Source organism: Nocardia transvalensis NBRC 15921 (assembly GCF_000308875.1).
Lineage (GTDB): Bacteria > Actinomycetota > Actinomycetes > Mycobacteriales > Mycobacteriaceae > Nocardia > Nocardia transvalensis.
In genome coordinates, this window is sequence record NZ_BAGL01000086.1 from 1 (window position 1) to 5,059 (window position 5,059).

The 5,059-nt window shown below is 68.6% G+C and carries 3 protein-coding genes and 2 pseudogenes; all 5 read left to right on the forward strand.

The genetic code is table 11. From position 1 onward, the window contains the following. Positions 1-238 (forward strand): annotated as a pseudogene (locus tag ON41_RS29910) (3-deoxy-7-phosphoheptulonate synthase); the annotation flags it as partial. A 77-nt stretch (positions 239-315) separates the two neighbouring features. Continuing rightward, positions 316-2,637 (forward strand): ATP-binding protein, encoded by a 2,322-nt coding sequence (locus ON41_RS29915; protein ID WP_157185661.1) that lies wholly within the window; start codon positions 316-318, stop codon positions 2,635-2,637. A gap of 89 nt (positions 2,638-2,726) precedes the next feature. Next, positions 2,727-3,740 (forward strand): glucose-6-phosphate dehydrogenase (coenzyme-F420), encoded by a 1,014-nt coding sequence (gene fgd / locus ON41_RS29920; RefSeq protein ID WP_085995855.1) that lies wholly within the window; start codon positions 2,727-2,729, stop codon positions 3,738-3,740. Between the two features lie 30 nt (positions 3,741-3,770). Continuing rightward, positions 3,771-4,760: a nitroreductase/quinone reductase family protein gene (locus tag ON41_RS39800; protein ID WP_063709973.1), complete on the forward strand. Its 990-nt coding sequence runs from the start codon at positions 3,771-3,773 to the stop codon at positions 4,758-4,760. 48 nt (positions 4,761-4,808) lie between these two features. After that, a pseudogene (locus ON41_RS29930) lies at positions 4,809-5,059 on the forward strand (hypothetical protein); the annotation flags it as partial.

Consider the following 5,059-nt stretch of genomic DNA (forward strand, 5'->3'; position numbering starts at 1 on the left):
TGTCGTCACCGATATCGCCGAGCGGCTGGCCACGGGGGACCGCAGTGTCGTCGGCCTGATGATGGAGAGCTTCCTCGTCGCGGGCCGCCAGGATCTCACCCTCGGCCGGGCCACCGATCTCACCTACGGCCAGTCCATCACCGACGCCTGCCTGGACTGGGACACCACCGCCGCCCAGCTCGACCGCCTCGCCGCCGCGGTCGGCACCCGCCGCGGACCGACGAGCGTTCCGGCATAACCGAATTCGCGTCACTGGGATCCCGGCCAAAAGCATGCCGGGAAGGACTGACGGATGCCGCCGGCAAGGAGGACACCGTGACCAGTAGTACACCTTTGCACTGGCCGAGTGCGGGGATCGATCTCATTACCGGGGACGATGCGGATATCGACAGCTTTCGGCTGCCCGCGCTCGTCGGGCGGGGCAAGGAGGTCGACGAGATCCGTTGTCTGACAAACGATCCGCAGGTGCGGCTGCTCACGCTGACCGGACCGGCGGGGGTGGGTAAGAGCAGGCTCGCGCAGGAGGCGCTGGCGCTCGGCGACTTCCGGGGCGGGCGGGACGCCACGGTGGATCTCGCCGACGCCGGCACCCGCTTCGGCGCCTGGTCCGCCGTCCTCGCCGCCTCGGGGCATCCGGGCGGCGACGAAAACCCCGGTGTGGAGCGCATATTGGAGCTGCTCGCAACGGGCATCGGGACCTCGCGCACCACTCTCCTGCTGGACAACTGCGATCTCGTCTCCGGATTGATCGCCCGCGACCTCTCCCGCCTGCTGCGCCGGTGCCCGAACCTGCTCGTCGTCGCCACCAGCCGCATCGTGCTGAACCTGCACCGCGAGTTCGTCATGTACGTCCGCCCGCTGCGGACCCGGTCCGACTCGGGGCCCAACCGGCCCGCGTCCTCGCCCGCCGCGCAACTGCTCATGGCCGGCATCGACAGCCGCTATCGCAGCTCCGCGGCGAACCGCCTCGTCCTGGACGAGATCGCGCACGAGCTCGACGGCGTACCGCTGGCGCTGGAACTCGCCGCGATCACCATCAACCGCATCGGCTCGGCGCGCACGCTGGAGCTGATCAGGTCCGGCGCGGGCCTCACGCCCCTGCCCTACGTGGACACCCCGGCGCGGCACCGCTCCCTGCACGACGCGGTCGGCTGGGGTATCGACCGCCTCGACGACAGTACGGTCGATGTGCTGCTGCATCTTTCGCTGTGCGAATCGCCGGTGGATCCGGACACCGTCTCGCTGATGGTCGATATGGAGGAGACGTTCATCGGCGGCACCCTCACCACCCTGATCGGGCACAGCCTGCTCCAGCGGACCGTCACCGACGCCGGGCACCCCAGCTACGAGCTGATCGCCACCGTCCGCGCCTACTGCCACCGGCTGCTGGCGTCCGATCGCGAGCGCGGCGAGCGGATCCGGCGTGATCACGTGGACCGCCTGTGCGAGTTGGCCTTTCGCCTCACCCGCGAACTCGGCCGGACCGAGCAGCACGCGGCCGCGCTGGCCGTCGCCGCGCAGCGCATCGACGACTTCCGCGCCACCGTCGAACGCCTGATCGCGATGGGCCGCACCCGGCGCGCGGTGGAGATCTCCGGCCTGCTGGAGGACGTCTGGATCCAGTTCGGCTACCTGTCCGATATCGAGCGCACGCTGCACCGATTCCTCGACGACCGGTCCGGGACGGGCGATCCGGCCGTGCCCCACGTCCTGGAGTTGCTCGGGCACTGGGCTTTGCGATCGGGCCGCTTCCACCGCGCGGCCGACCTGTTCACCCGCGCGGGGGACGCCTGCGGCCGTCTGGGCGACGCCGCCGGGCAACGCCGGATCGCGGCCCGGCTGGGCATGGTCTACCTCGCGGCCGGACAGCCCCCACGGGCCCGCGAGCAGCTGGTTCTCGCCCGGGAGCACACGGGTCCCGGCTCCCGGCCGCCGGATGCGCTCGCCGACATCCCGCTCGCCGTCCTCGCGCTCCCCGAACACGGCCGCCGCCGCGACGAGGACTGGACGGAGATCCGCGACCGGATCCGCCGGATCGAGGGGCGAGCCGACCGGATGCGAATCCTCAACGCCCTGGCCCGCATCCAGCTCGACGCCGGCGCCGCGCACCGGGCGCTCGACCTCTACCGCACCGCGCTGCGCATCCCGCACTGCGGGAGCCACATCCTGGAGACGCTCGTGGCCGTCGAGGGCTGTGCGGCGGCCTACCGGAAGGCCGGGCCCGAATTCGGCGATACGGCGGCGACCCTGTTCGGCGGTGTGCACCACCTCCGCAGCACCCACGCGATTCCGCTGCCGGAGGATATCGGCGACGACGCCAGGGCGGCGCATCTGATCCGCCCCGAAACGACGAGGAATCTACGCGATGTGGTCGCCTGCGCATTGTCGGGGCCGGTCGTCCCGGAATATTCGGAATCGCCGCTCACCATTCTCACGAAAAGGCAGCGAGAAATCGCACTGCTGGTCGCCGACGGCCTGACCAACCGCATGATAGCCAGTCGGCTCGGAATAGCGGAATGGACGGTGATAAATCATCTCCGGCACGTCATGGCAAAATTGGACTGCCCGTCCAGACTGCATGTCGCGCTGGTGGTCAAGGGTGAGCAGGATCCCGCGGAAACTGCCGGTCACCACTGAATTCATGACAATTGATTGTCATTGTCATGACCGGAGAAGTCGATAGGCTTTCGGTAAACCGCACATGCAATCGAGATCTCGAGGAAAAGATAGTGACGGAACTTCGACTGGGATACAAGGCATCGGCGGAGCAATTCGGGCCGCGCGAACTCGTCGAGCTCACGGTATCGGCCGAGGAAAACGGTTTCGACAGCGCCATGATCAGCGACCATTTCCAGCCGTGGCGGTACAACGGCGGGCACGCGCCCTTCTCGCTGGCCTGGCTGGCGGCCGTCGGCGAGCGCACTCGCCGGATCCGGATCGGCACCTCGGTGCTGACGCCCACCTTCCGCTACAACCCGGCCGTCGTCGCCCAGGCCTTCGCGACCATGGCGTGCCTCTACCCGAACCGGGTGCTGCTCGGCATCGGGACCGGCGAGGCGCTCAACGAGATCGCCACCGGATTCACCGGCGAATGGCCCGAATTCAAGGAGCGGTTCGGCCGCCTGCGCGAATCCGTCGACCTCATGCGAGCCCTGTGGACCGGTGAGCGGGTCGATTTCGACGGGCAGTACTACCGGACCGTCGGGGCCTCGATCTACGACGTTCCCGCCGACCGCATCCCGATCTACGTCGCCGCGGGCGGACCGCTGGTGGCCAAGTACGCCGGCCGGGTCGCCGACGGCTTCATCTGCACCTCCGGCAAGGGGATGGACCTCTACACGGAGAAGCTGATCCCCGCGGTCACCGAGGGCGCCGCGAAGGCGGAGCGCCCGGTCGAGGACGTCGACACACTGATCGAGATCAAGCTGTCCTACGACACGGATCCCGCACTGGCGCTGGAGAATACGCGGTTCTGGGCGCCGCTGTCGCTGACGCCGGAGCAGAAGCACAGCATCTCCGACCCGATCGAGATGGAGGCCGCCGCCGACGCGCTGCCGATCGAGCAGGTCGCCAAGCGCTGGATCGTCGGCACCGACCCCGACGAGGTGGTGTCCCGGATCGAGCCCTACATCGACGCCGGCATGCGCCACCTGGTCTTCCACGCCCCCGGGCACGATCAGGCCCGCTTCCTCGAGTTGTTCGCCCGGGACCTCGCGCCCCGGCTGCGCAAGCTCGGCTAGACATCCGACCGACCACCGACAGGATCGACAATGCAGACACTCACCGTGGAACGCGTCATCTCGGCGCCCGTCGACAAGGTCTTCGACTGGTTCGCCGATTCCGAGAACTTCGCGGCCGCGACGGCCGTGCTGCGCAACGAACTGGTCCAGCCGGCCTCGGATACGCCGTACGGCGTGGGCGCGGTCCGGAAGGTCACCTGGTTCTTCGGCAGCTACACCGAGCGGATCACCGTGCACGACAGCCCGAAGAAGCTCGGCTGGATCATCGAGAGCGGCTTTCCCGCCATCCGGCACCAGGGCGCCGAACTCACCTTCTCCGAGGTGCCCGGCGGCACCCGCGTGGTTCTGACCACCACCGCCCAGGCCACCATTCCGGTCGGCGCCGATTTCGTGACCCGGAATGTCGGATTCCCGGTACTGGCCGCCGGATACCGGAATGTGTTGCGCACGGCCGATGTGGCGATCACCTCGCCCCGCAAGGCCAAGCAGGCCAGCCGCCAGGGGTGGGTGGCGAAGCCCCGGAACTATGTCTTCGATCAGGCGTTGAAGGCCATCCGGAATACCCACCACTTCATCCTCAAGGTCAGCGGTGGCAAATGGGGGAACAAGCAGTTCGGCATGGCCGCCATCGAACTCCACGTCATCGGCCGCAAATCCGGCGCCCGGCGCACCGCCGTGCTGTGGGTTCCGCTGATGTCGCCCGATCGGGTGGTCCTGGTGGCCTCCAAGGAAGGCGACGACCGCGATCCGGAGTGGTACCGGAATCTGGTCGCCACACCCGAGGTGGAATTGACCATCGACGGTGTCACCACGCCGTGGCTGGCCCGCACCGCGAATGCCGAGGAAAAGGCCGATCTCTGGCCGAAGATCGTCAAGGCGTACCACGGTTTCGCCGTGTACCAGACGCGGACCGATCGCGACATCCCGGTCGTCATCTGTGAACCGCGCTCCGAGACGGCGGCTGCCGATTCCGGCAAGCCGGCGAAGAAGAAGGCGAACAGCCAGGGAACGACCGTCTGAACGGCGTCCGGTCCCACCTTTTGTGTACCCGATCGAGGAGTTGATGTCATGAAAACCCGTCTGCCCCTTCGCATTGCACTGGCGGTGCTCGGTGGCGCGGCCGTCGTGTCGGCCGCGACCACCGCGTGCGGCAGCACCGACGCCGGCACGGACACCACGGTCACGAGCGCCCCGGCGGCGGCCGTGCAGCCGGCGACCGCCGGCTCCGCCGTCCCGGCGGCCCCGGTCTCGCAGGTCGTCTCCTCCGAGCCCGTCGCCGCGCCACAGGTGACCGAGGAGATCGCCGACCCGGCGCCCGA